Here is a 22,883-nt window from a genome sequence, read left to right as displayed (position 1 = left end):
AACTGTAAACTATCAAGTTCTTGTATAAGAATAACAGACACGGTTGTAGTTATGTTAATGTATTGCCAAAATGTGTCACTATACTTTCTGTTATTTTGATCTTATATAGTTATGACTAATATCGATTGATTAGCAGCATTACTAGTAGCTATTTTCATTACCAAAACATTAACTGTTTTTTAATCTGATGAGATATTTATGCTCTGTGATTAAATCAAACTTTATAAGGGCCCCGTATTTTAGCAGTATGTGAACATATAGGATAGCACTCGACAATTTCTTGCTAACGGAACAGTAATATAAATTGTTGACATGGATGTGACTACTTTTTTATAGAGCCTTAATTTATTTTAATATTTAAGGACGCTAATCATGACTGTAGATAAACCTTGGCTTGCTCAATATCCGGAAAACGTACCTAAGACGATTAATCCGGATCAGTATGAAAGCCTCATAGAGTTATATGAAGAGTGTTTTAACCGCTTTCGTATGCATCCGATGACTATCTGTATGGGTGTGACGCATACTTATGGTGATGTTGATAACGCTTCACTGGCAGTCGCAGCATGGTTACAGGCTCAAGGTTTACCTAAAGGCAGCGTAGTAGCTCTTATGATGCCGAACGTTCCACAATACCTACCGACTATGATTGGTATTCTGCGTGCAGGTTATGTTTGTACGCCGATAAACCCACTATATACGGGTCGTGAACTGCGTCACCAATTGAATGACTCGGGCGCTCAGGTTATCTTTGTTGTTGACAACTTTGCCCAAGCGCTTGAGCAAGTTATTGAAGAGACCAATATCAAACGTATCGTGCTATCGAAAATGGGCGATATGATGGGTCTGAAAGGTATTTTGGTCAATACGGTTATTCGTCAGGTTAAACGCTTGGTTCCAAAATACAACCTGAATGACCCTAAGTACAATGTCACTAAATTCCCTGAAGTATTAAAAAAGGGTAAAAACCTACCGATTCAAGCACCAAAAACCACCCTACAACAAAAAGCGATTTTGCAATATACAGGTGGTACGACTGGGTTATCTAAAGGTGCTGTCCTAACACAACGTAATGTCGTTGCTGCTGCTATGCAATCAGAGGCATGGTATCGCCCTGTGACCTCAGGTATCAACGAAGTATACATCAATATGGTTATGGCCTTACCGCTGTATCATATTTTTGCCTTTATGCTGAGTTTGCTCGGTATGCGTTCAGGTTATACCTTTATCTTAGTACCTAATCCGCGCGATATGCCAGGGTTTATTAAAACGTTATCAAAACAACCATTCCACATCTTTCCTGCAGTCAACACTCTATTCAAAGGGTTACTTGACCAGTCAAACTTTAAAGACTTGGACTTTAGCTCGTTACGTATCACTCAAGCTGGTGGTATGGCGGCAACTGAGCAAACCGCAGCACGTTGGTTAGAAGTGACTGGCTGCCCTATGGTTGAAGGTTGGGGTATGACTGAAGGCGTGGCTGGTGGTACTGCCAACGTTATCACTGACCGCAAGTTCAACGGTACTATTGGTATACCTGTACCGAGTGTCGATATTATCGTGGTTGACGAAAACGGTGAGCGTGTTGGCATGCATCAAGCAGGCGAGATGTGTATCAAAGGTCCAAACGTCATGTCAGGATACTTTAATAAAGACAATAGCAATGACTTTACTCGCGATGGCTACTTCCGCACTGGCGATATCGTTAGCATGGATGAGAAAGGCTACTTTACTCTACTAGATCGTAAGAAAGACATGATTTTGGTTTCAGGATTCAATGTATTCCCGAATGAGATCGAGTCAGTTATGCTCGATTGTGATGGCATCGTCGATTGTGCTGTGATCGGTATTCCTGATGAAAATCAAGGTGAAGCGGTTAAAATTTACATCGTACCTGCCGATAATAACGTCACTAAAGAAGTCATTAAAGAATTTGCGCTGGACAATTTGACTGGTTATAAGTGTCCACGTCATATTGAGTTTGTTAGTGAACTACCAAAGAGTAATGTTGGTAAAATACTACGTCAAAAACTTCGTGAACAGCATATGTCAAATAATCCTCAAACGTTGTAATACTTGCCCTGCTATTTCAGAGCAAATAGAAGAAGCCCACTACAATAATAGTGGGCTTCTTCTTTTCTACCTTAGGAAAACCAATTTTATTAACTTAGTTTATTCATTACTTGTAATGGCAAGTGCTTCATCGCATGACTGACCATAGACCAAGGCAGGCTCGGTACACAGGCTTCATCTACGCCCGCTTCGATAGCTGCGACAATGGCTTTAGTACCAGTATCTGTATCGACTTCAAATGGTAATGGCTTAGACCCTTCATTGATTTCGGTGCGAATATAGCCCGGGTAAATTGTAGAAACTTTGATAGGAAGATTGGTCAAAAGCATATCAGCACGAATGCCTTCTGCTAAATGAGCCAAGCCAGCTTTACTTGCACCATAGGTTGTCAGATGCCTAGGCAATCCACGCATGGCTGACATGCTCGATATCACGACCAAATGGCCATTGTTCTGAGCACGGAAGATATTCATGGCGGCTTCACACTGTGCCAGTGCGGCGACAAAATTGACATCGGCAGTGCGACGATTGGTTTCAAAATGCCCTTTACCAATGCGGCGACTATCACCAATGCCAGCATTGACCACTACTCGCTCAATGCTACCGAAATCATCTGCAAAAGCATCAAATACTTGAAAGACCGTATCATAATCACTCACATCTAGTGCTTGGCATTCAACTCGGATATCAGGATACTTGTCCATCATCTCCGATTTTAAATGCTCTAAACGATCAATGCGACGCGCACATATAGCCAAGTTGTAGCCAAGGCTAGCAAACAGTCTGGCCATACCCTCGCCCAGACCTGAACTGGCACCTGTGATAAGCACCGTTTTACCTGTGCCTACTTGCTGCTGACTCAAGTCTTTTAGATAGCTTGCAGGTCGAACCGCGCCTACTATCTGGTTTTTGCTATGGCGCGCCCTTTTAGCAACCAATTTTATTAATTTATTTTGCATGTACCGTCCTTTATATATCGATATTGCACAGAATCAAGTCGGTCTTTAGTATAAACGTCGATAAGGCTTATACTTTAAGCAGATATGACACTATATTATTCGCAAAATTACACGCAAAATTATCGCCATGTCACGAATGGTTTACCATCAGAGAATAAATGACTGTATTCATTCAAAGACAATAAGCGAGAACTTTGATTCTTTAAAGTAATAGAGGTCACACCCGTATTAACCAAGCTTTTATTCAACTGATAGGCCGTCTGACTGCCTTGTCGCAATAACTGTGCGGTGATTGCAGCGATGACGCCGCCTGAAGTGAATACGAGTACGGTGCTGTCCTGATCTAAGCTCATGCTTGCTACTTTCGTACGTACTTGTTCAAGGGCTTGCTGTGCACGATTATTAAACTGTGGCCAACTTTCAAGATAGTCTTGATCATTATCACCAGCATGCCAGCGCTGCATCGCTTGATCAAATAGCTCAGCCAGTCGTGTCGCTGGCGATTCTGCTTTGGCGATTTCAGCTGAGATGTCAGATCGATTGCCAGATGCCTCTGCTGACTTAACGAATACGTCTTTATGATTAAACTCATCAAATTGCGGCAGAATATAACTATCAGGCTGATCAAAGTTGATTGCGGGCGCAACAGCTGTGCCATTGCTATTATTAACATGTACAGATGATTGGTAACGCTCCCAAAAATGACGTGCTGAGTCTTGCTGTCGAACCAACCTACCAGTAAATATGGCATCAATACGGCGCTGCGTAGCTGCATAGTGCTGACCTAACATTTGTGCCTGAACAGTGCCTAGTTCTGAGAGTTGATCATAGTTTTCTTGTCCAAAAGACGCTTGGCCATGACGTGCTAAAAGTATGGTTGTCATAAATTATTACCTTTTATCATATTTGCTAAAGTACGGTTTGCTGAATACTTACGCTTCAGGAGAGTCAGGTGCTTTTGCAAAATAACCTTTTGGTAAAATACTTTTGACAACTTTTTGAACAGGGCTTGGTAACTGCTCAATAGCAGCAGCATCTACGCCTATGTCTTCTAAATGCGGCTGCACATGCGCATTGAATAAGGCTTCGCCTTCATATTGCGCAATCAGTTTCAAACATTTAGCATGCATGACATGTATAACGAGCCAAGCGTTTTTGAACGCTGGATTGGTGGTTTGCTTATGATAATAACGATAGTAGATCTGTTGAATGATACCTGAGAGGCGGAACAAACCAAACACTTCATAGAAGGTCCAGTTATCTATCTCTAAACCTGACTGTTTTAGATAATATTCAACCACTTCATCACGCGTCATCATGCCTTCTAAATGTGTTGGCTGACGACGGAACTGCTGCATGACGATATTGTCATCTTCTTCAATCCAGTAAGCCAACGCACTACCTAAGTCCATCAATGGATCGCCAAGGGTTGCCATCTCCCAGTCGAGCACGCCAATAACTTTGGTCGGCTCATCTGCATCAAGTATGACATTGTCAAAGCGCCAATCATTATGAATGATACAAGTTTTGCTATCAGCTGGTGTGTGCTTAGCAAGCCATTGTCTGACCAATGCAAAGCTCGGTACGTTTGGCGTCTTTGCTTTGACATACCGTTTATCCCAACCACTGATCTGGCGTTCACAGTAACCTTCACCGCGACCCAAATTAACCAAATCAGGATGCTCGGTATAGTCTATCTGATGTAACTCTACCAAAGCGTCTAATACATTGGTACAAAGCAGACGCGTTTGCTCAGGATTTAGATCGATACCTTCTGGCAATTCTGCACGAGGGATAATACCTTCCATCCGCTCCATCACATAAAAGTCAGCGCCGATAACAGCTTCATCCGTACATAGCGCAATCATCTCAGGTACATAAGGATAAGCATCTTTTAATGCTTTTTGAACGGTGTACTCACGCACCATGTCATGGGCAGATTTTGCCTTGGTACCTTTTGGTGGACGACGTAATATGAGATCTTGGTTTTTATCTTCACCCTCATACTGTAGTCGATACGTCCAGTTTGATGCGCCGCCTGAGAACTGAGTGACTGTAGGCTCGCCTATCACGTCGACACCTTGACCGCGAAGCCATGCGCTTACTGCTTTGGCATCAAGCTCTTCACCCTCGCGTACGGCACCGCCTTTGTCTAGTACTTTATTATCAGTTGCCATGAGACATTCCTTATCATGTGGTCATTTATTTTTATAACAGATATGCGAGCTAGTTCTCAATTCAATTTATCTCATTCTTCTCGCTATTTTTGAAATGAGGACTCGCTCTAGTGATGAAAAATTCACTACTAAATTGTTAATAGTGAATTTTCAATTAGCATTTTTATTAGCTTATTCTTGATAGTTGCGTGAGCAAATCAAAACTAACTCACACAACCGTTTGTTAAGATTAAACTTAAGGCTAAGCTTTGTCAGATTTAGCAGAACGACTAAAGCCCTGACGTTTTAGTTCTAGCTTAGCAATCATGGTTTTATGTACTTCATCTGGACCATCTGCTAAACGTAGTACACGTGCTTGCGCATAAAAGTTTGGTAACAAGGTATCTTGACATACGCCCATACCACCATGAATCTGAATCGCCATGTCGACGACTTCTTGTAGCACAGTTGGCGCCACTACTTTGATAGCAGAGATTTCAGTCAATGCGGCTTTGGTGCCTTGAGCATCCATTTTTTGGGCGGCGTACAATGTGAGCAAGCGTGCTTGGTCGATTTTAATACGGGCCTCGCTGATACGCTCAAAGTTACCACCCAATTGCAGTAACGGCTTACCAAAGGCAGTACGTGACATACCACGCTTGACTGCTAACTCAAGAGATTTTTCGGCAGCACCGATACAGCGCATGCAATGATGAATACGACCTGGCCCTAGACGACCCTGTGCAATCTCAAAACCTTTACCAGGTCCGCCAATAAAGTGGCTGACTGGCACACGCACATTCTCGAAGCTAATCTCACCATGGCCGTGCGGTGCATCGTAATCGCCAAACACTTTAAGCATACGTTTAATTTTCACACCCGGAGTGTTGACTGGCACAAGCACCATCGAATGCTGATGATGACGGTCTGCACTTTCATCCGCGGTATATGCCATCACAATCAAAACATCAACCGCTGGATCGCCAAGACCAGATGACCACCACTTACTACCATTGATGACAATCTCATCACCATCTACTACGGCTGTTGCTTGCATATTGGTTGCATCACTTGACGCCACGTCAGGCTCAGTCATACAGAATACAGAGCGTGTCTTACCTTCTAGGATTGGGGTAAGCCACTTGTCTTGCTGCTCTTGAGTACCGTAGCGCCATAACAGCTCCATGTTACCGCTATCAGGTGCATTACAGTTGAATACATGAGGCGCTAGCAAGCTACGACCAGTCAATTCTGCGATAGGCGCATAATCAGTGACTGACAGTCCTGCACCTAATGTGTCATCTGGCAAGAATAAATTCCACAAACCCTCTTCACGTGCTTGTTTGCGCAGGTTTTCGTAGGCTTCTGGCCACTCCCAGTTTTCCCAATTACCATCAGGGTTTTTCTTATGACAATCTTCCCAGAATTGGGCTTCGATAGGCTCAATATTCGTTTCGATGAACGCTTTGACTTTGGCATGCATGGCTTGACCATGTTCTGTTGCGGTAAACATTAAATTGTCGTTAGACATAAATGACTTCCTTTTCTTTATTGATTGTCTAAATCAAATGTTGATAAAAAGCTCTACTAGAGCTTTAGTGCACGCACGTATACTGTTTTCCGTGTGCTACATTTATAACACAGCAATTGTCAATAAACAGCAAAAAGGCGCGACCAGCTAGGCCACGCCTTTTACAAAATATAAACAATGTATCTAAAAATTTCTGAGCACTAAAGCACCCTTACTTAACTACCATAATGATAACTAACATTATTTCAGAATGTTTAGACGACTATTCAAATCAAAACGTGCAAGTGCATCAGGTAATTTATCTACAGCCATGCTCAGTGTCGCTTCTGCTGCTTGAGCCAATCCTAACTTTTCTGCTAACGTCGGCTTCTGACGTGAATATAGTGCATACACTTCGTTGTCTTCCATACGCTCTAAAATATAGCTGTCTGAAGTCTGTAGACTATCAATCAGGTTAAGCTTTAATGCATCTTCGCCATACCAATGCTCACCCGTAGCTACTTTGGCAACATCGAGTGCTGGACGATACGTGTTAACGAAATGCTTAAATAGCTCATGCGTCTGCTCTAGCTCTTCTTGATATTTGGCACGGTCTTCGGCATCATTTTCACCAAATACAGTTACCGTACGCTTGTAGTCACCAGCGGTAAACATCTCATAATCGACGTCATGGTTTTTTAGCCATTTATGGAAGTTTGGCAACTGTGACACCACACCGATTGAACCAATGATAGCGAATGGTGCAGCTACTACCTTGTCTGCAACGCAGGCCATCATATAACCACCGCTTGCCGCCACTTTATCAACACAAACAGTCAGTTTTAAACCAGCATCTTTTAGGCGAACCAATTGCGCTGCGGCCAAACCATAACCATGTACCAGACCACCGCCTGATTCAAGACGTACGATAACTTCGTCACCTTTATTTGCGGTACTAATTAAAGTACTGATTTCTTCACGCAAGTGTTTGACCGCAGTTGCTTTGATATCACCGTCAAAATCGAGCACAAAAACTTGTGCCTTATCATCAGTATGTTTTTTCTTATTTTTAGTTTTTGCTTTCAATGCTTGCTTGGCTTTTTTGGCCATGACTTTTTTGAACTGTTTGAGGGCAGCTTTGCCTTGGGTGGCTTCCATCAAATCTTCACGGCGCTGCTTTTGAGCATCATTCAAGTGGCGTATTTTAAGCTCAACAGGGTTTTTAGGGGGATGAAATAGCATGGTTACAAATCCTCAAGTCAGTAAATATATTGATATGGCTGTTTTTATTAGCGTGCGGTTGATATGTGCACACTAAGCGGTGTTTTCAAGCATGATGACAATATTTAACCCAATATAAATATCACTGAATAAATACGTCAGATACTTGCAGACTCCCGTGCTTTGATTGAACTCAGCTGGTTGTATAACAAAGGCAGATTAGGCATAATATGCGTTTATATCAAATTTTCTGCAGCCAACGTGATGACCATATGTCTTAATCGCGTTGTTTGTGTGTTTTTTTTGCAAATAGCTTGAAACGCACAGCAATGGCTGCATTATTGTATTTCGAATTGGGCTGATAACTGGATAACCATATTATGACGCAAAGCACTATGACGCATAGCGAATACCGAGACGAGTATTGCGGAGCCGTAACCGAGAGCTTGCTTGAGCAAACCATTAGTATCGTAGGCTGGGTACATCGTCGTCGCGATCACGGTGGTGTGATTTTCTTAGACATGCGTGACCGCGCTGGTATCTTGCAGGTCGTAGTCGACCCTGACACGCCAGAAGCTTTCGCAACCGCTGATGCGGTACGTCCTGAATACGTGCTAAAGATAACTGGCCGCGTACGTCGTCGTTATGAAGGTACTGAAAATAATAATATGACCAGTGGCCAGATTGAGCTATTGGGCAAAGAAATTGAAGTACTGGCTAAGTCTGAAACACCGCCATTCCCATTGAATGACGAAAAAACGACTGTATCTGAAGACTTGCGTCTAAAATATCGTTATCTTGATATGCGTCGTCCGCAAATGCAAGAGCGTATGGTGTTCCGTGCCAAGGCAACGTCAGCGATTCGTCGTTATTTAGACGATCATGGTTTCTTGGATGTTGAGACACCTATCTTGACTCGTGCAACGCCTGAAGGTGCGCGTGATTATCTTGTACCATCACGTACCCGTCCAGGTAACTTCTTTGCCCTGCCGCAGTCACCACAGCTATTTAAGCAATTATTGATGGTGTCAGGTTTTGATCGTTATTATCAAATTGCTAAATGCTTCCGTGATGAAGATTTACGTGCCGATCGTCAGCCTGAATTTACTCAGGTGGATATCGAGACTTCTTTCTTAAACGAAGAAGAAATCATGAACATCAACGAAGGTCTTATCAAGCATTTGTTCAAGACCATGATGGATGTTGAGTTTGAGCAGTTCCCTCGCATGACTTACGCAGAAGCAATGCGCGACTATGCATCAGACAAGCCTGACTTACGTATTCCTCTAAAGTTGGTTGACGTTGCAGACTTGATGAAAGACGTCGACTTTAAGGTATTTGCCGGTCCTGCTAACGATCCTAAAGGTCGTGTCGCTGCCCTACGCATTCCTGGTGGCGCTTCATTGAGCCGTAAGCAAATCGATGCTTATACCAAGTTTGTTGGTATTTATGGCGCACGCGGTTTGGCTTATATCAAAGTCAATGACGCTAGCAGTATCAACAATGGTGTGGATAAAGAGTCTGGCCTACAGTCTCCAATCATCAAAAATATGACTGATGACGTACTTGTGAGCTTAATCGAGCGTACTGCTGCAGAAGATGGCGACATTATCTTCTTTGGTGCAGATAAAGCCAGTGTCGTGAATGATGCAATTGGTGCATTACGCCAAAAAATCGGTCTAGATCTTGAAATGACGACTTGTGAATGGGCCCCACTTTGGGTGACCGACTTCCCGATGTTTGAAGAGACTGACGATGGTCGCTGGACGTCGATGCATCATCCATTCACTAAGCCTAAAGGCTCAGTTGAAGAGTTGAAAAACAATCCAGAGTCTGCCCTTTCTATCGCCTATGACATGGTATTGAACGGTACTGAGATTGGTGGTGGTAGCTTACGTATCAATACTTACGATATGCAGCAAGCTGTACTTGAAGCCTTGGGTATTGGTGAGCAAGAAGCTGAAGACAAATTCGGTTTCTTACTTGATGCCCTAAAATTCGGTGCACCACCGCATGGCGGCCTAGCATTTGGTTTGGATCGTTTGATTATGTTGATGGTAGGCGCAAGCTCTATCCGTGACGTTATCGCTTTCCCAAAAACCAAAACAGCTGATTGCCCATTGACCCAAGCACCTGCTGGCGTTGATAGCAAACAACTGCGTGAGCTTGGTATCCGTGTGCGTGAAAAAGCACAAGCTGATACTAACAAGCCTGCTGAATAAATCGTTTGATGATGCGCGGTTGCTGCCTACAGTGCTTGTTATGTGATTCATTACCATGTGAGTGGTCATGAATCCGTATCATATTTTCAAAGTCGTGCCATTGTCTGTACTGCAGATGCTGGCACGTTTTGTTGCGTGGGTTATCATTAAGATACCCAGTCTAAGTATCATGCGTACCATTCAGATCAATCTGGCGCTGATTACTCACACACTGTCTGAGCAGCAAAAACGTGCGTTGACCAAAGACATCATCTATCATCAATGTTTGACCAGTATTGAATCTATAAAAAGCTGGGCGATGCCTCCTGAGTGGAGTATCGCTCAGATTTGTGATGTCCATAATAAAGACATTTTTTTAGAAGGTCTTGACAATCCAAATGGCATGCTTGCTATCGTCCCGCATCTCGGCACTTGGGAGATGATGAATGCTTGGCTCAACCAGTTTGGTGCGCCAACCATTATGTATAAGCCAGTTGACGGCAAATTCGCTAACGAGTTTATCCTTCAGGGTCGAGCGCGACTTAATGCCACTTTGGTACCTACTGATGGGAGCGGCGTTAAAGCCGTGTTTAAAACACTCAAGCAAGGTGGTTTTAGTATCGTACTGCCAGATCACGTTCCAGAGCCATCAGGCGGTGTTGTTGTTCCGTTCTTTGGTATCAAAACATTGACCAGTACCCTTGCCTCAAAATTGGCGAGCAAGACCAAATGTGCGCTGGTTGGCTTATCTTGTATTCGCCGTACCGATGGACGCGGTTTTGATATTTACTGCTACAAACTCAACGATCCAGCCTTGTATGACCGTAATGCTGAAGTGGCAACTCATGCTCTCAATCAGGCCATGGAGCGTATGATTACAGACAACTACAGTCATTATATGTGGGGCTATCGACGTTTTAAGCGTATACCAGACTTAGGCAATCCTTACCGAAAAGATAAAGAGACTTTAGCAGCCTTTATTCAATCTCACCATTCTAACGTTTCTAGTCGCTCTGATAGTAATATCAACGATAGCGTTAAAAATGACAATGTTGAAAGCGACAATGTTGAAAACGATAGTACTGTTAAAAATGATAACACTAAGCTCGACAATCATTAGTCATCACCAACCTAACGTTGCCTATTTATACATACCATCAGTTTAGACGTACCATCAGTCACAGCTATGCTAATATTGGCTGAACTCTATATTCTTTTACTTTTATTAGTCCTTCATTTATCTGACTATTATCTCAATACGAGTGCATTATGACATCTGACGTAACTAAGACCTCATCTATAGACCCTCATCAAACCATCACAAATGCTGCTGAACAGCGTTATATCATCTGTATGAAATGGGGCGACAAATATGGTCCTGAATATGTCAATCGTCTCTACAACATGGTTAGTCGACATCTAACCTTGGATTTTAAAATGGTTTGCTTGACCGATGACAGCACAGGTATTGACCCTACGATTGCCTGCTATCCGATACCTGACATGGATTTACCAGCAGGTCCTGAACGTGGTTGGAAAAAACTGACTACCTTTAAGCCTGAGCTGTATGATTTAAAAGGTGTGGCCCTATTTTTAGATATTGATATCGTCATTGTCGATAATATCGATGCGTTTTTTACTTATCAAGCTGAGCATGAGGACAGTGTCGTCATCATCCGCGACTGGAAAAAACCTTGGCGCATGATTGGCAACAGCTCCGTCTACCGCTTTAATATTGGCATGAATACCTATCCTGATTTGCTGTCCAATTTTGAGCGGAACTTTGAAACCATTCGCACCCAAGTACGTCACGAGCAGGCTTACCTCTCTAACTATTTGCGTGAGCATCATCACCTAGAGTATTGGGACAAAACATGGTGTGTCAGCTTTAAGTACCAATGTATTGCGCCGATTCCTTTTAACTTTGTGCGCACACCTACTCTGCCGGATGATGCAAAAATCGTTATCTTCCACGGTGAGATTAACCCGCCCGATGCAATTGCTGGTAGTGGCGGTAAATGGTATCGGCATGTGAAGCCAAGCCCATGGTTGAAAGACCATTGGCAATAAATGCTTAGTAATTAACCATATGTAGGCAATTTATAATTAGCGTAAAGGCAGTGTATTAAGATATAAGATAGGTGAAATAAACGACTGGAAAATAGTATGGCGCTATATTTGAGATTACCTGCTACCGCTGGGTTCAACATTGATAATGAGCTCATCATTATCAATGCTTTTAATGCCAATGAACCAGCACAAAGCCTGCATGGAAAAGACGTCAATATTATCGCCTCAGGGCCATCCATACAGCAGCTGCCGTTAGCAGAGCTACTAGATACGCCTGCTATTTTTGTCAATGGCAGTATCAGTTTACCGATATTACTGGTTACGTCATCAGTGATGCGCGCTTTATCAATCATCAGCCTGAGATTTTACGGCAGTACTATACGGGTCAACCTCTATATGCAACGTTAGCTGTCTTTGAAGCGATGGCCACTACGCACCCTGATATTATGCAAACGTACCATCATGCCATGCGAGTGTTGTACCCAGTAGATAGGCCATGGGGAGTGAAGTCAAACAAGCTATCTTTTAATAAGCTTATCTTTAAGAAAAAATTACTCAATAAAAAAATTCCGCTATCGTACTTTATCAATAATCCAAACTTTATTATTGATAGCGATCATAAAGCGGCTGACATCGGCGTCTCTCTTAACATTACTCATGGATTTGTGGAGGCAGGTACTGTCGCTTATGTGGCGGCGCAGTTGGCGTTTTCGCGCCAAGCAGCGAGTATTCATCTGTACGGTATTGACCTGCTAAACAGTAAGCAACCACGGTTTTATGAAAATAAAAACAATAGTGCGCCAAGTATGCTTAGTAAAGTCCTGAACGAGCGCATTGTGCCCTCGTTTAACTTGCTCGGCAGAATCTATCAATCGCATGGTGTACCCGTCGTCAATCACTCTCCTATCTCTAAATCGCTATTCGACACTTTCTAGTTAATGACTCGCAGTTAATAACCTTTACTTAATTGCGTTTAATTAAGAACCACTACACGTTATAAACCCTCATTTTTATCTAAATCTAAAACAGAACGAAACGCTAAGTACTGTCTTGCAATATGTTCAGGCAGCAACTTCTGGTTTAGCGGCACGATATAATCTGTAAGGTTGTCTATGGCTTGATCGATGAGTAACGCCAAGCCATCAATATCACCTACCGCAATTAAGTTTTGCTTAGGTAATAACTCTCGTGGACCAAAAGGACAATCCGTACTGATTACTGGTACGCCCAGTGCTTGCGCCTCTACGATGACATAGCCAAAGCCTTCAAACTTAGAAGTAAGCACCATCAGTGCGGCTGACCTAATTAATGAATAAGGGTTGGCCTGAAAGCCCAAAAACCTAACACAGTCACTAATCTTAAGTTGAAACGCTAGCGCTTTAATCTCTGCCTCAAGCTTGCCTTTACCGACCAATACTAATGGCAGCTTCCGCTCTGTTTTCGCATAGGCTTGTAGCAAATCTCGATGACCTTTCATCGTATCGAATGAGGCCACATGAATAATATACTGTTTATCTGCTAAGCCAAACTGTTCGATATGTGGTTTTTGTAACGCTTTGCTTTGGATCCAAGTGGCATCGCAAGGATTATAAATGGTTGTGGTTTTAGTGATGTCTCCTAAAATTGAGATTAAATCTTTGCGAGCACCCTCGCTGACACAACTACACGGATGAGCGCCGTAGACCATACGTAAATGATTTATCGTCTGTAGTGGCTGATTAGATAATTGCTGTTGAAACTGCTTAAATAGCGCTGTATGCAGCACATTCACGATGTTGGGTAATTGGCTGTACGCCATAATCCAATTCACTTTATAAATATTAGCCAATATCAGATCTGGCGTCCCTATTTGGCTAAGCACATACTCATCAATACGCTTAGCGACTGCCTCGTAAGCCTGTGTCTGCTTAGAGTTTGGCTCAAGATCTTGCTCAGAAAACACCTCATCGTATGGCACGATATGATAGTGAATGTCAGCATCTAACGGCATATCCTGTGTTTCTTCTAGACATAAAATATGGACGCTATAACCCATTTTCACATAAGCACTTGCTAACGTTGTGACCATACGCTCAGCACCGCGGCCTTCAAGTGCTTTTAAAATAAATAGAATGATGGGCATTGATATCTCAACTTGGTTTTTTGAATGATAGTCATACAAGGCATCCATGTTCACAATGATTGCAGGATTTTGGTTCTTTATGCTAGTCTCATCTACTTTTATTCACTACAGTATAAGCTAGGCTTATCAACTGACGCGTAAAAAATCATAAATATTGTTGATTTTATAAATCAGTTAACCCTTGCTAATACAGGTATCAATAAATATCATAGCTGATCTAAGTAGAATCAACATTTAAATAGAATGTATAGCCACTAAAGACACCTATTGAAAAAAAACAGGATCAATCATGCAGCAACTTGATGAGAAAGCAATAGACATTGTTATCGCTTGGGTGGATGGTTCAGACCCTGTACTCAAACAAAAAAGAGAGTCCTACAAGCCAAGTAACACCGTAGCGTCAGATGCCATAACTGCCACCCGCTTCGCAAGTGACGATGAGATATATTACAATATCGCCTCTATCATCAAATACCTGCCTTTTTGCCGTCACATTTATGTTGTGACCGACCAGCAACGGCCAGCATTCATTGATGAATTTGCCAAGCAAAATATCTGTGCAGCAGATAAAATACGTATTGTCGATCACAAGGAAATATTTTCGGGTTATGAAGAATACCTACCGACCTTCAACACTCGATCAATTGAGACGATGATTTGGAATATCCAAGGATTGTCTGACTATTTTATCTATATGAACGATGATTTCTTTTTTAATCAACCAGTGACGATAGATGACTTTTTAGACAGTGAGAAGTTAATCATTCATGGTGAGTGGCGCAAAAGTGCTGCTTTGAGTGCCAAGCTCAATTTTCGAAAGTCACGCTTTAAGTTGTTTGGCACACCGATACAGCCAAGACATACTATCGCGCAAATGTTAAGTGCTAAAATACTGGGCATGAATCAGTTTTTTGAAATTCATCACTACCCTCATATTGTCGATAAAAATATTTTAAAGTCCCATTTGTTGAATCATCCGCAATTGTTGACCGAGCAGATAAAATACAAATTCAGAGATGTCGCCCAAGTTAACCCTATAACTCTAATGAATCATCTAAAAATTCAAAAAGGCGAAGCAAGTTTAAAACCTAACACCTCTATCAACTATCTAAAAAACGAGAGTAGCGTAGAAGATTTTATTCTTGCCTTAGAAGATAAAACTATTAAATATGGTTGTATTCAAAGTTTAGATCTTCTTGAGTCAGACTTATATAAAAAAATCAGTCAAGCTATGAGGCACAAATTCTTGGCTTATCTACCTGCTTCTTTGATAGCAAGCACCGATAAATAAATTTAGTTTAAGATTGAATGGTGATTAATTTCACTTCCTCTTGATCTAAACCAATAAAAGCTCAAAAATCACTTGGATATATTATGAAAATAGCAGTAGTAGGTACAGGCTACGTAGGCTTATCAAATGCTATGCTACTAGCGCAGCATCATGACGTTATCGCTGTCGACATTGTCGCTGAAAAGGTAGAATTGCTAAATAATAAGCAATCCCCTATCGAAGATACAGATATCGACAATTTTTTATTGAACAAAGAGCTCAATTTTTCTGCAACGCTGGATGCCAAAGAAGCTTATAAAGATGCAGATTTCATCATCGTTGCCACGCCGACTGATTATGATACCAAGACCAATTATTTTAATACATCAACGGTAGAATCAGTGATTGAGCAAGTACTTTTTGTCAATCAACAAGCGACCATTATTATTAAGTCCACAGTACCAGTGGGCTATACAACAAGTATCAGAGAACGTTATGCGACTGATCGCATTATTTTTTCGCCTGAGTTTTTGCGAGAAGGTAAGGCACTACATGACAACCTTTATCCTTCACGTATCATTGTAGGCGCACAGTCTGAGCAGGCTCGAATATTTGCCAATCTTTTACTTGAGGGTGCAGTCAAAAAAGATGCACCGCTGTTATTTGTAGAGTCTACTGAAGCTGAAGCGATCAAATTATTTTCTAATACTTATCTAGCGATGCGCGTGGCTTATTTTAATGAGCTTGATACTTATGCGCAAACCTTTGGACTTGAGACCAAACAAATCATCGAAGGGATTGGCTTAGACCCTCGTATTGGCAATCATTATAATAACCCTTCTTTTGGCTATGGCGGCTACTGTCTGCCCAAAGATACTAAGCAGTTATTAGCAAATTACGATGAAGTACCAAGCAACCTAATAAAAGCCATTGTCGATTCTAATAGGACCCGCAAAGACTTTATTGCAGATAAAATCATCGAAAGACAGCCAAAAATCGTGGGAATACATCGCCTAGTGATGAAAAGTGGGTCAGATAACTTTAGAGCATCTGCCATACAAGGCATCATGAAACGTATCAAGGCAAAAGGTATCGAGGTTGTTGTCTACGAACCTGTGCTAAAAGAAGACAATTTCTTTAATTCGCGTGTGATTCAAGACTTAGACACCTTTAAATCACTGAGTGATGTCATTGTCGCAAACCGCCTATCTGACGATATAAAAGATGTCGCAGACAAAGTATTCACTCGCGATCTGTTTGGGAGCGATTAATGAAAGTTTTAGTAACTGGGGCGGCAGGTTTTATTGGTTTTCATTTAATTAAGGCGATACTAGAAGTAGATCTATCTGCTAGGGATTACTGTATCGTTGGTATCGACAATATCAACGACTATTATGATACAGATCTAAAAGAAGCGCGTTTGAGAATATTAGGTGAGATATCAGATCCAGAAATTTTTACGTTTATTAAGTTAGATCTGGCTGATCGTGAAGCTATGTCTGAGCTTTTTGCAACCTATCAATTTGATACGGTTGTTAATTTAGGTGCCCAAGCAGGTGTGCGCTATTCTATCGAAAACCCTAATGCGTATATCGACTCAAATGTGGTTGGCTTTGTTAATATTCTAGAAGGTTGCCGCCATCATGATATCAAGCATCTGATCTACGCTAGCTCCAGTTCTGTCTACGGTATGAATATTAAGCAGCCATTCACGACGTCTGACTGTGTTGATTTTCCTATCAGCCTATATGCCGCTACCAAAAAATCCAATGAGCTAATGGCACACAGCTATAGTCACTTATACAACATCCCAACCACAGGGCTGCGCTTTTTCACCGTTTATGGCCCTTATGGTCGACCTGACATGGCATATTTTTCGTTCACAAAGAAAATTCTAGCTGGCGAGCCAATTAATGTATTTAATAATGGTGATATGCAGCGTGACTTTACCTACATTGATGATATCGTCAACGGTATCATTCGCATTATTAATAAAGCGCCTTCGCCCCAGCATTCTACTATTACGACTGCAGCTGCTCCCTATAAGATTTACAACATTGGTAATAATCAGCCTGTCACTTTGCGCCGTTTTATTACCGCCATTGAAGATGCTTGTGGTAAAAAGGCACAGGAAAACTTATTGCCTATGCAAGCAGGCGACGTACCAATTACTTACGCAGACATAGATGAATTGGTAGATGATATCGGATTCAAACCTGAAACCAGTATCGAAGAAGGTATCAAACAATTTGTCGATTGGTATAAACAGTATTATTCAGTTTAAACAAACAACAATGATCTCTAAGACTTATATTATAGAGATTAAGGCGCTAATATCTTTATATATTTTTAAAGGATTTTGATAACATGGCTACACCTTCAAGTTGGCAGAGAAAATTGCTATTGATCTTTCGAAGCGAAAAAAGATTGAATGCGGGTAAGATTATCAAAACCTATAATGATAGAAGCTTTGATGAGATGAAAGCAACAACCATTACTGAATCAATGTGTGATATTGAAGCGTTAACCAATGAGCGTAAAAGCACAGATTTAGAGAACCATTTGAACAACTTGAAATACAAATCGCTTGGTGAGTCTGAGCTCTGCTTTTATCACAACACGCTTATTATACTAATGCGCCGTAAGTACAAAATAGATAAAACATTCGCTGAATTTGAAAAGTTATGGGAAGCAGAGAGCGACTATTTATTGACACATCTGTCGTTGCGCTGGATTGTCTCTGCTTGCGATACGTTTATTGATCATTCAAACAATACTCATAGAGCAGCTATCTTGATGAATGTCGTAACTCTAATGAATACTTTACGTACTTATGAAACCAAAAACTTTCTGCAGTTATCCACTAATGCTAAATCTATGCCATTGCTAACTGAAAAAACCGATATGCTTTATGCCGGTGACTTGCCTCTGTACGATGGTCTTACTTATTTTCGTATCGGTACCGATGATAGCTTGAGAAATATGCGAAAACGCTATAATAAATTTCAGAAAGTTGATAAATTGGCCACTAGTATACTGTTATCTGTTTTCGAAAAACTACAGCATACTGATAGTGCGTTTGCCACATTACGAGCATTACACAGAGACGATTGGTCTAAGTGGTGGTTGAATTAAGAATATTCTTTGATTTTAGAATCAGATGCGAATGCAATATACTTTTTGGCTATTGTGATAGGTAAAAGCGACCCATCAAACTCAGAAAAGAATTGCTCTGGATTTTTCATCGCTAAGCTAAGCTTTTCAGAGATAGCATCTACGTCGCTCATCGGCATTAAGTTGTTATCTGGTAGTAACTCACTTGGACCTGATGGGCAGTCTGTACTGATAACAGGGGTTCCTAATACAAGAGCTTCGGCAATCACTAAGGCAAAACCTTCCCAATCAGAGGTTAGCACTTTAAATTTAGCATGCTTTATATAAGGGAAAGGGTTCTCCTGAAAACCTAAAAATACTACTTTTTCTTCTAAGTTGAGTTCTACTACCAATTGCTCTATTTCGTCTTTCAGCTTTCCTTTACCTAGCAGTAATAGTGGCATAGACTGATCTGTTCGAGCATATGCTTTTAGCAGCACATCGTGACGTTTCGCTTCTTTAAAACTCCCCACATGAACAATATAATCTTGGTACTCAGGAGTAAATACGTCACCTAGCTTTTGAATGTAATCTCTATCGACTGGATTGTGAATGGCAATCGTTGGCGTAATATTACCAAAGCTTTCAACAAAATCTTTTTCAGCACCTTTACTGACACATATACAAGGATGCTTGGAGTAGATGTTAATCATCTTTGACTTTAGTGTGTCAGCAGCATTCGTATTATCGAATTTATATAACAAAGACACTGTGTTATGAATCACATAAAATATATTAGGTAGTTTGCTATTGCTTAAAATACTATCTGCACGATCTAGATTAGACAGTATCATATCAGGCTGACCAATGTTTTTTGAAATGTAACGATCGACTACGAACGCAAAAACTTTGTCACGACGTTCTAATTTTGGTATCAGTTTATAACGCTTAAAATCAATAAAGTGGTAGTTTAGTTTTGGATTAAGCTCGTAATCTACACGGGGCTTAAACCGTAAAATATGTACTTCATAACCCAAATCATAGAATCCCTGTCCTAAAGTCAGAACAACACGTTCAGCGCCGCCACCTTGTAGACAGTTAATGACTAAGAGTACTTTCTTTTTATTATTTTTAACTTCTTTTTTTCTTGTTCTAATAACACTATTAATCATTTTAAATTTTCTTAGAAATGGACATTGTGAGTATAAAATATTTGGAACTATTTATGCATAATATTGACTTGTTCAGCAAACTCTACGTATTTTTCTGCTATTTTGACTGGTAGCAGCGCTTCATCGAATGGCGCATGAAACGCTTGCGGGTTACTCATCGCTTGCTGCATTTTTGCGGCAATGGCATCAACATCGCCCATCGGCATTAAGTTACGTTCTGGTAGTAATTCACTTGGGCCTGACGGACAGTTGGTACTGATAACAGGAGTACCTAGCACGAGAGCTTCGGCAATAACTAAAGCAAAACCCTCCCAGTCAGACGTCAATATCTTAAACTGCGCATTTTTGATATAAGGAAAGGGATTATCACGAAACCCTAAAAATATTACTTTGTCTTCTAGGCTTAACTCTGTTACCAGTCGCTCTGTTTCACTTTTATGCTTCCCTTGACCCAAGAGCAGTAACGGCATAGATTGATCTGTTTTTGCATAAGCATTTACCAATACATCATGACGCTTGGCATCTTTAAAACTCCCGACATGAATAATATAGTTCTGGTAGTCAGGGACAAAAGCATCGGCTTGTTGTTGAATACTGTTTTTATCAATTGGATTGTGAATGGCGGTGGTTGGCGTAATAGGACCAAAGCTTTTGATAAAGTCTTTTTGAGCGCCTTCACTGACGCACACACAAGGATGCTTGGCATATATATCTATCATTCTTTGCTTTAACTGCTCAGCGTCGTGATTTTTATTAAATTTATAGAGTAGTGATACTGTGTTATGAATAATATAAGTGATATTAGGCAGTTTACTATTACTTAAAATGCTATCGGCACGATCTAGGTTGGACAGTATGATGTCAGGCTGACCGATATTTTTCGACACGTATTTATCAACAGCACGTGCAAAAATATGGTCACGTCTTTGTGCCCCTGGTATCAGTTTATACGGCTTAAACTTAAGTACATGGTAGTTAAGATTTGGACTTAAGTCATACTGTACTAACGGCTTAAATCTTAGAATATGTACTTCATAGCCCAATTCATAAAACCCTTGCCCCAATGTTAATACGACACGTTCCGCACCGCCGCCTTGTAGACAATTAATAACGAGTAACACTGTTTTTTTATGCTGCTTCATACACGATAACCTATGGAGTAAGTTTTCACCTTCTTAAAAAGGCTTATCATTGCTTCATTAAAAAACTAGCGTTTAAATAGCTTCGAAAAAAATGATTTAGAAGCGTGTGGACGAGTCACCTTATTACCGGTATAACCTTCTTGAGATTTTTTAGGAAAATGACCGAAAGGTTCTACCCTATAACTGTCTAAATCGTATCCAGCAGCAAGTGCTTCGTTATAATACTCATCAAAAACCTCAGATAAATCCTGCCTTGGGTGCGACATTATTTCACCGTCAAACCAATGCTCAATACCTTCTTCACTGACTCTAGGTAATGAATATTTATGACTGAACTGTGTACCCATATCTGAATAATGCAAAATCCTAATATCTTCTAGCGCTAAGTTTTCGCCATCTATACAATTGTAACTATCCTGATAAGGCTCAATGAGCTGATTATTATGTTTGAATACAGCCATCATTTCTTTATGGCTTTTGGGATCTTTCTTGAGTTTTTTAATTGGTAGGACAATGTTTTTCGCCGCCTTGCAATCCCATACGCACGTACACAACCGAGTCATATCCGCATTAGTCTTAGCAGCTACAACAGACTGTCCTTCAATAGGATGGTGCCACAGCTTTGCCAAATCATCTAAAATAATAACATCAGCGTCCATGTAGATGGCACGACCAGAGTATTGACAGTACTCTGGAATTGCCCAGCGAAAGCCCGAGAAAGGCGTTGACCATTTAGTGGTATTCCAACCCTCTCCAGTCTCAGGATTAGAATACCAATAGCTATTAGGATCGCGTGACAGCTGCATCCATACTATCTCAACGGGTACACTGGTATGTTTATGAATACTATAATCTAATACCATCATCTGCTCTAGATCACAGTTATTTGGGTCACAACCAACAAAGACTTTAATAGTATCTTCTGTATTCATAATTTTATCCGTTCACTGACTAATATTTATCTTTGCTAATGCAATGCGATAATACTCAACTATATAATGGGACCTATTCTTTCCAGTACTTTTCGATCCACCCTACTGGCAAGATAAAATGACGCAAGTGACGTAGCGGTCTTTTTAGATTTTTGGGCTCAGTTAATCTTTTTAAGTGATCTTTGGCATTGTTAGCAGCATTTTTATTATATCTACCTTCAATAGCGTGGGTCGGATATAAGTCGCCAGGGAAGATAACGATGCGAGCGCCTTTAGGAATCTTTGGCTCTTTGATGTAGTTAAGCGGAAATGGTTGACGGCATTTGCGTCTAAAGTGCGCAACCCATGCCTTTGGAAACAGCTTGACACCGCCTGGCGCATTACGAGTGACGAAGCGCTGCTCAAAACGATACTCATCAGCGATACCTTGTGGATCAGCTTTGAATTTTTCTTGCAATGAGACAAGCGACCCTATCTTGAATCTAAAGCAAGATGTTTGCCCTAGGCGCTCTAATGGGTTACTCGGGTTATAAGACAAAATAACATCGTCTGGCTCGCCGTATTCAAAGAAAGGATCGAGGCTATCTACTATAATCACATCCAAATCTACAAATAATACTGTCCCTGTCAAATCACCTAACTTCTCACCCCACAAACGTGATTTTGGCCACTTGCCAAGTGTGTTGGTTGGCATGGTGACATCTAATGGTGGTAATTCTTGACATTCGATTTCTGGACGTACATCGGTGGTATCATCGGTAAAACAGACGAAACGAAACGGTGGCGTAATATTGCGAGATACCATACCATACAATTTATTGGCGTAATCAGCCCCGTACTTTGTACCCCATTTAATACAAATAATTTGTTTGATATTTTTATTATCTGCTGTACTAGAATCTATTGGCATGGACTGCTCACTTTAATCTTAAGAATAAATATGATGGCTATATTAGCATAAA

At 41.0% G+C, this 22,883-nt stretch carries 20 protein-coding genes; 10 read left to right on the top strand and 10 right to left on the bottom strand.

Annotated elements, in window-relative coordinates; genetic code table 11:
• Positions 1–372 precede the first annotated feature (372 nt).
• A complete protein-coding gene (locus CXF62_RS03095) occupies positions 373–2,073 on the top strand; it encodes an AMP-binding protein (RefSeq protein WP_102092867.1) in 1,701 nt (566 codons plus the stop codon).
• Positions 2,074–2,162: 89 nt separating this feature from the next.
• Here CXF62_RS03095 and CXF62_RS03090 read toward each other — a convergent pair whose 3' ends face one another.
• The 5 genes from CXF62_RS03090 to sohB form a co-directional block, all read right to left on the bottom strand.
• Complete coding sequence (locus tag CXF62_RS03090) at positions 2,163–3,032, bottom strand: SDR family oxidoreductase (protein ID WP_102092866.1); 870 nt, start codon at positions 3,030–3,032, stop codon at positions 2,163–2,165.
• 119 nt (positions 3,033–3,151) lie between these two features.
• Entirely contained in the window at positions 3,152–3,916 is a 765-nt protein-coding gene (locus CXF62_RS03085) for a histidine phosphatase family protein (protein WP_102092865.1), read from the bottom strand.
• 48 nt (positions 3,917–3,964) lie between these two features.
• The gene (locus tag CXF62_RS03080) at positions 3,965–5,209 is read right to left on the bottom strand and encodes a phosphotransferase family protein (RefSeq protein WP_102092864.1); all 1,245 of its coding nucleotides are present in this window, start codon (positions 5,207–5,209) and stop codon (positions 3,965–3,967) included.
• A 241-nt stretch (positions 5,210–5,450) separates the two neighbouring features.
• On the bottom strand, positions 5,451–6,701 hold the full coding sequence (locus CXF62_RS03075) for an acyl-CoA dehydrogenase family protein (RefSeq protein ID WP_227543646.1): 1,251 nt from the start codon (positions 6,699–6,701) through the stop codon (positions 5,451–5,453).
• A 258-nt stretch (positions 6,702–6,959) separates the two neighbouring features.
• Positions 6,960–7,940, bottom strand: a complete 981-nt coding sequence (gene sohB / locus CXF62_RS03070; protein ID WP_102092862.1) for a protease SohB — start codon at positions 7,938–7,940, stop codon at positions 6,960–6,962.
• A 374-nt stretch (positions 7,941–8,314) separates the two neighbouring features.
• Here sohB and aspS point away from each other — a divergent pair, with 374 nt between their 5' ends.
• The 5 genes from aspS to CXF62_RS14820 all read left to right on the top strand — a co-directional run bounded on the left by aspS (position 8,315) and on the right by CXF62_RS14820 (position 13,125).
• The gene (aspS, locus tag CXF62_RS03065) at positions 8,315–10,141 is read left to right on the top strand and encodes an aspartate--tRNA ligase (RefSeq protein ID WP_102092879.1); all 1,827 of its coding nucleotides are present in this window, start codon (positions 8,315–8,317) and stop codon (positions 10,139–10,141) included.
• Between the two features lie 67 nt (positions 10,142–10,208).
• Entirely contained in the window at positions 10,209–11,240 is a 1,032-nt protein-coding gene (locus tag CXF62_RS03060; RefSeq protein ID WP_102092861.1) for a lysophospholipid acyltransferase family protein, read from the top strand.
• Between the two features lie 149 nt (positions 11,241–11,389).
• The gene (locus CXF62_RS03055) at positions 11,390–12,190 is read left to right on the top strand and encodes a glycosyltransferase (protein WP_102092860.1); all 801 of its coding nucleotides are present in this window, start codon (positions 11,390–11,392) and stop codon (positions 12,188–12,190) included.
• Between the two features lie 96 nt (positions 12,191–12,286).
• On the top strand, positions 12,287–12,598 hold the full coding sequence (locus CXF62_RS14825; RefSeq protein ID WP_228153144.1) for a hypothetical protein: 312 nt from the start codon (positions 12,287–12,289) through the stop codon (positions 12,596–12,598).
• Between the two features lie 14 nt (positions 12,599–12,612).
• A complete protein-coding gene (locus CXF62_RS14820) occupies positions 12,613–13,125 on the top strand; it encodes a hypothetical protein (RefSeq protein WP_228153143.1) in 513 nt (170 codons plus the stop codon).
• A gap of 59 nt (positions 13,126–13,184) precedes the next feature.
• On the opposite strand, the gene CXF62_RS03045 is transcribed toward CXF62_RS14820, so the two are convergent.
• Positions 13,185–14,312, bottom strand: coding sequence for a glycosyltransferase (locus CXF62_RS03045; protein ID WP_228153142.1), 1,128 nt, complete (start codon positions 14,310–14,312; stop codon positions 13,185–13,187).
• A gap of 289 nt (positions 14,313–14,601) precedes the next feature.
• Here CXF62_RS03045 and CXF62_RS03040 point away from each other — a divergent pair, with 289 nt between their 5' ends.
• From CXF62_RS03040 to CXF62_RS03025, 4 genes are all read left to right on the top strand, one after another.
• Positions 14,602–15,603, top strand: coding sequence for a stealth family protein (locus CXF62_RS03040; RefSeq protein ID WP_102092858.1), 1,002 nt, complete (start codon positions 14,602–14,604; stop codon positions 15,601–15,603).
• An 83-nt stretch (positions 15,604–15,686) separates the two neighbouring features.
• Positions 15,687–16,853: a nucleotide sugar dehydrogenase gene (locus CXF62_RS03035; protein WP_102092857.1), complete on the top strand. Its 1,167-nt coding sequence runs from the start codon at positions 15,687–15,689 to the stop codon at positions 16,851–16,853.
• A complete protein-coding gene (locus CXF62_RS03030; RefSeq protein ID WP_102092856.1) occupies positions 16,853–17,866 on the top strand; it encodes an NAD-dependent epimerase in 1,014 nt (337 codons plus the stop codon). The genes CXF62_RS03035 and CXF62_RS03030 overlap by 1 nt, the downstream gene beginning before the upstream one ends.
• 83 nt (positions 17,867–17,949) lie before the next feature.
• Positions 17,950–18,717 carry a hypothetical protein gene (locus tag CXF62_RS03025; protein ID WP_102092855.1) on the top strand — a complete coding sequence of 256 codons (768 nt, stop codon included), beginning with the start codon at positions 17,950–17,952 and terminating at the stop codon, positions 18,715–18,717.
• Here the strand turns inward: CXF62_RS03025 and CXF62_RS03020 are convergent.
• From CXF62_RS03020 to CXF62_RS03005, 4 genes are all read right to left on the bottom strand, one after another.
• A complete protein-coding gene (locus CXF62_RS03020; RefSeq protein ID WP_102092854.1) occupies positions 18,714–19,847 on the bottom strand; it encodes a glycosyltransferase in 1,134 nt (377 codons plus the stop codon). The genes CXF62_RS03025 and CXF62_RS03020 overlap by 4 nt on opposite strands.
• Before the next feature lie 47 nt (positions 19,848–19,894).
• Positions 19,895–20,989 (bottom strand): glycosyltransferase, encoded by a 1,095-nt coding sequence (locus CXF62_RS03015; protein WP_102092853.1) that lies wholly within the window; start codon positions 20,987–20,989, stop codon positions 19,895–19,897.
• Positions 20,990–21,054: 65 nt separating this feature from the next.
• The gene (locus tag CXF62_RS03010) at positions 21,055–21,921 is read right to left on the bottom strand and encodes a glycosyltransferase (RefSeq protein ID WP_102092852.1); all 867 of its coding nucleotides are present in this window, start codon (positions 21,919–21,921) and stop codon (positions 21,055–21,057) included.
• Between the two features lie 73 nt (positions 21,922–21,994).
• Positions 21,995–22,831 carry a glycosyl transferase gene (locus tag CXF62_RS03005; protein WP_102092851.1) on the bottom strand — a complete coding sequence of 279 codons (837 nt, stop codon included), beginning with the start codon at positions 22,829–22,831 and terminating at the stop codon, positions 21,995–21,997.
• Positions 22,832–22,883: the final 52 nt, after the last annotated feature.

It is taken from the genome of Psychrobacter sp. MES7-P7E (genome assembly GCF_002863645.1).
GTDB lineage: Bacteria > Pseudomonadota > Gammaproteobacteria > Pseudomonadales > Moraxellaceae > Psychrobacter.
This window is presented reverse-complemented; position numbering and strand designations above follow the sequence as displayed.